A 3853-nucleotide genomic window follows, 5' to 3' on the forward strand; every position below is an offset into this window, starting at 1 on the left:
CCCCCCCCCCCCCCCCCCCCCCCCCCGCGACCGGTGGGGCGGCCGCCGGTTGTGCGGCCGAGGTCAGGGTGCTTTGTGGCATGGGCAACACCCTGGGGCCGTTCCCACACGGGTACCGAGTGCCTGCTGATGCTGGTACTGACCGAACCTGGATAGCTCCGGTGATCCGCGTGAGGATGGTGGGCGAGCGCCCGCGAAGGAGGAGGTACCGGATATGGCGGAATTCGTCGGCAACGGAGTCGAGGCGCTTCTCGGCGCGCGCGGCGGAGGCGGCAGCAGCACAGGAGCGCCGACGCAGCCGGGCCGCGTGCGCCTGTCGCGCGAGCAGAACGAGAAGCGCCGCCGCGAGCTCGGCGAGTTCGTCCGGTCGCGGCGCGAGCGTACGGCCCCCGAGGCGGTCGGCCTCCCGCCGGGGCCGCGGCGGCGCACGCCGGGTCTGCGCCGCGAGGAGGTCGCGCTGCTCGCCGGCATCGGCGTGACCTGGTACACGTGGCTGGAGCAGGGCCGCCAGATCAACGTCTCGTCGCAGGTGCTGCTGTCGGTGGTACGCGTCCTCGGCCTCGACGACGTGGAGCGCGCGCACGTCTTCCACCTCGCGGACGTGCCCGACCCCGAGCACATGGTCGCCGAGGCGCAGGTGTCCCCGGCGGTGCAGCTCGTGCTCGACCGGCTCAACCCGTACCCGGCCTCGGTGATCGGCTCGCGCTGGACGATCCTCGCCGGCAACCAGGCCTACCGGGCGCTCGTCGGCGACTACCGCGAGCTGCCGCCCTGCGCGCGCAACACGCTGTGGATGTACTTCACCGACCCCGAGTGGCGCACGCTGGCCGCCGACTGGGCGGGAACGAGCAGGCACCTCGTCGCCAAGCTGCGCGCGGCGGTGGCGGCGGACCCCGGCGACCCGGGGTGGGTGCCGATGCTGGACGCACTGAACGCCGCGTCCCCCGAGTTCCGCGAGCTGTGGCGGCGGCAGGAGGTCGCGGGCATGGACAGCGCGGTCAAGTGCTACTACCACAGCGCCGTCGGGTCCCTGAACTTCGAGGTCACGCACATGACGACCGGCGACGCCGGGGGCGCGCGGATGTCCGTCTACACACCGCACACCGAGGAGACCCGCGAGCGCCTGGAGCGGCTGGTGCACGTGACCCCGCGGCGCCTGACGTACGACGAGGACCACTTCGTCTACGAGGCGGGGGCGCCGGGAACGCGGCTCGGAGTACCGGCCTGACGCTGCCCTTGACCATGGGAACGAAAACCGGTTTCCTCTCCGGGGAGGGTACGCGGCGACGGGGCGGCGCGCCCCGCGACGTGTGTGGAGGCGACGTGACGCAGATCCGCTTCGACGACCAGGTGGTCCTGGTGACCGGCGCGGGACGGGGCCTCGGCCGCGAACACGCGCTCGCGTTCGCCGCGCGCGGTGCGAAGGTCGTGGTCAACGACGTCGCGGACGCCGAGGGCGCGAGCCCGGCCGACGCCGTGGTCGCGGAGATCACCGCGGTGGGCGGCGAGGCGGTCGCCGACACGCACAGCGTCGCGGACGAGCCGGAGGGCGTCGTCGGGGCGGCGATCGGGGCGTACGGCCGACTCGACGTGCTCGTCAACAACGCCGGCATCTCGCACGGCGGCATGTTCGACCAGATCCCGGCCGAGATGTTCGACAAGATGCTCGCGATCCACCTGGCCGGAACCGTCAAGGTGACACGTGCCGCATGGCCGCACCTGAAGGCCACGCGGGGGCGCGTCGTCAACACCACCTCGAACTCGATCTTCGGCATCACCGGGACGAGCCACTACATCACCGCCAAGGGCGGCGTCCTCGGCCTCACGAAGTCGCTGGCCATGGACGGGCGCGGCGACGGCATCCGGGTGAACGCGATCATGCCGGTCGCGTACACGCGGATGACCGCCGGAATCCCGGACGCTGTCTTCCGCGCCTTCCTGGAGAAGAACTTCACGCCCGACAAGGTGGCCCCGTTCGTCGTCTGGCTCGGCAGCGACGACGTGCCGGTCAGCGGCGAGATCTTCAGCGTCGGCGGCGGCCGCGCGGCACGCATCGTGCTGGGCGTGGCGCCGGGCGCGCTCGCCGACACGCCCGAGGCGTACGCCGCGCAGGCCGACCGCCTCCTCGACCTCGACGGCGTGGTCTTCCCCACCGACGCCACGCGCGAGGTGATGTACGCTGCCGCGTCGCTGGGCCTTGCCGAAGACGAACTGGAAGGCGCCTGGAAGCAGTAGCGCCCCCGGCGGCATTGCCCGAAGGCATTCCTCGGCCACCGCCTAGGCTTGTCGCATGTCCGCATTGTTCCCCCGGCAGCGCCGCGAGGTCGCGCCGGGGGCGGTGCACGTGCCCGGCTGGCTCGACGCCGACGAGCAGGCCGGGCTGCTGGACGCCTGCCGCGCGTGGGCCCGGCCGCCCGCCGGGCTGGAGACCGTCGTCCTGCCCTCGGGCGGCGTCATGTCGGTGCGGTCGGTGTCACTGGGCTGGACCTGGCAGCCGTACCGCTATGTGCGCGTGACGCGCGACGGGTCGCCGGTCAAGCCGTTCCCCGACTGGCTCGGCGCACTCGGCCGCCGGGCCGTCGCGGAGGCGTACGGCGACCGCGCGGGCGAGGCCTTCGCGCCCGACCTCGCCCTCGTCAACTTCTACGACGACAACGCCCGCATGGGGCTGCACCAGGACCGGTACGAGTCCGGCGACGAGCCCGTGGTGTCCCTCAGCCTCGGCGACTCCTGCGTCTTCCGGCTCGGCAACACCGAGACGCGGACCCGCCCGTGGACCGATGTCGAACTGGAGTCGGGCGATCTGTTCGTGTTCGGCGGCCCGTCGCGCTTCGCGTACCACGGGGTGCCGAGGACGCACCCCGGGACCGCGCCGCCCGAACTCGGGCTGCGGGGAAGGCTCAATGTCACCATCCGGGTGTCCGGCCTTGCCGTGTAGGGGAGTTGGGCAGCGCGTCGGAAGCGGAATCTGAGTAGGCGTACTCAGGAATTCCGCTCCCCGCGGCGCCACCATGCCCTTATGACAACGCCCTTGCAGCCCCGCAACACCGCGATGTTCTACTTCCAGGCGTGGATCTCCTTCGCCGCGGCCATGACCGCGATGGGGATCGGGATCGCGTACCTGCCCGTCTCCGCGTGGGTGCGCGGGTTCATCGGCCTCGGCGCGCTCTTCCTGGTGACCTCCTCGTTCACGCTCGCCAAGGTCATCCGTGACCGGCAGGAGACCGAGACCATGGTCAACCGCGTCGACCAGGCCCGCCTGGAGAAGCTGCTGTCCGACCACGACGTGTTCCGGCCCGAGACGGTGTGACCCGTGGGCCGCGCGGCTCGGTGGCGGCACCAAATGCGGGAGCGCTCTCCGGGAGCACGCAGTAGGGTCCTCGGCATGACCAACGCGCTCGACCGCGTCGTCGCGGACCTCACCCGGCACGGCGTCACCGGCGCCGTGCGCGAACTCCCCGACGACGTCCCCACCGCCGCCGCGGCCGCCGCGCACCTCGGGTGCGACGTCGGCGCGATCGCCAACAGCCTCATCTTCGACGCGGACGGCGCACCGCTCCTCGTACTCACCAGCGGCGCCCACCGCGTCGACACCGAGCGCGTCGCGGCGCTCGTCGGCGCGGACCGGGTACGCCGCGCCGACGCCGACTTCGTCCACGCCGCGACCGGCCAGCGCATCGGCGGCGTGGCCCCGGTCGGCCACCCCGCGCCGGTACGCACCGTCGTCGACACCTGGCTCGGCAAGCACGAGCAGGTCTGGGCGGCCGGCGGCCTCGCGCACACGGTGTTCCCCACGACGATGGAGGAACTGGCCCGCATCACGGGCGGGACGGGGGGGGGCGTTGGGGACGTG

5 protein-coding genes are annotated in these 3853 nt (G+C 72.7%); all 5 read left to right on the top strand.

What is annotated here, in order from left to right; all coding sequences use genetic code 11:
* Positions 1 to 214 precede the first annotated feature (214 nt).
* Positions 215 to 1228, top strand: coding sequence for a helix-turn-helix transcriptional regulator (locus tag ACRX5S_RS30015; RefSeq protein WP_436776293.1), 1014 nt, complete (start codon positions 215 to 217; stop codon positions 1226 to 1228).
* Between the two features lie 95 nt (positions 1229 to 1323).
* Positions 1324 to 2235: an SDR family NAD(P)-dependent oxidoreductase gene (locus ACRX5S_RS30020; protein ID WP_436776294.1), complete on the top strand. Its 912-nt coding sequence runs from the start codon at positions 1324 to 1326 to the stop codon at positions 2233 to 2235.
* 55 nt (positions 2236 to 2290) lie between these two features.
* The gene (locus tag ACRX5S_RS30025) at positions 2291 to 2938 is read left to right on the top strand and encodes an alpha-ketoglutarate-dependent dioxygenase AlkB family protein (RefSeq protein WP_436776295.1); all 648 of its coding nucleotides are present in this window, start codon (positions 2291 to 2293) and stop codon (positions 2936 to 2938) included.
* 81 nt (positions 2939 to 3019) lie between these two features.
* Entirely contained in the window at positions 3020 to 3310 is a 291-nt protein-coding gene (locus ACRX5S_RS30030) for a YiaA/YiaB family inner membrane protein (protein WP_436776296.1), read from the top strand.
* A 75-nt stretch (positions 3311 to 3385) separates the two neighbouring features.
* A partial coding sequence (locus ACRX5S_RS30035) for a YbaK/EbsC family protein (protein ID WP_436776297.1) occupies positions 3386 to 3853 on the top strand: 468 nt, incomplete at its 3' end.

It is taken from the genome of Yinghuangia sp. YIM S09857 (assembly GCF_051388915.1).
GTDB lineage: Bacteria > Actinomycetota > Actinomycetes > Streptomycetales > Streptomycetaceae > Yinghuangia.